The organism is Streptomyces thermovulgaris, from assembly GCF_002155915.1.
Lineage (GTDB): Bacteria > Actinomycetota > Actinomycetes > Streptomycetales > Streptomycetaceae > Streptomyces > Streptomyces thermovulgaris.
In genome coordinates this window covers 8,310-8,544 of sequence record NZ_MUME01000388.1, presented here as the reverse complement: position 1 = coordinate 8,544, position 235 = coordinate 8,310, and the positions used below count along the sequence as shown (strand labels likewise).

Sequence of the window (235 nt, the reverse complement as noted above, 5' to 3'; positions counted from 1 at the left end):
CCCGTATCGACCCCGTCCCCCGTACCGTCGTCCTCACCTCTGCCGCCCCAGCCCGAGCAGCGCCGCATTCTCCGCACCGAGCTGCCCGGCCCCCGCTCCCGTGAGCTGCAACGGCGCCGCGAGGCAGCTCTCCCCGGCGGTCTCGGCGTCACGCTCCCCGTCTTCGTGGACCGGGCGGGCGGCGGCGTCCTCGTGGACGTCGACGGCAACCACCTCATCGACTTCGCCTCCGGCA

General features: G+C 74.5%; 1 pseudogene. It reads left to right on the top strand.

Going from position 1 to position 235, the window contains the following annotated elements:
- Positions 1–39: 39 nt before the first annotated feature.
- Positions 40–235 (top strand): annotated as a pseudogene (locus CCN35_RS29735) (4-aminobutyrate--2-oxoglutarate transaminase); the annotation flags it as partial.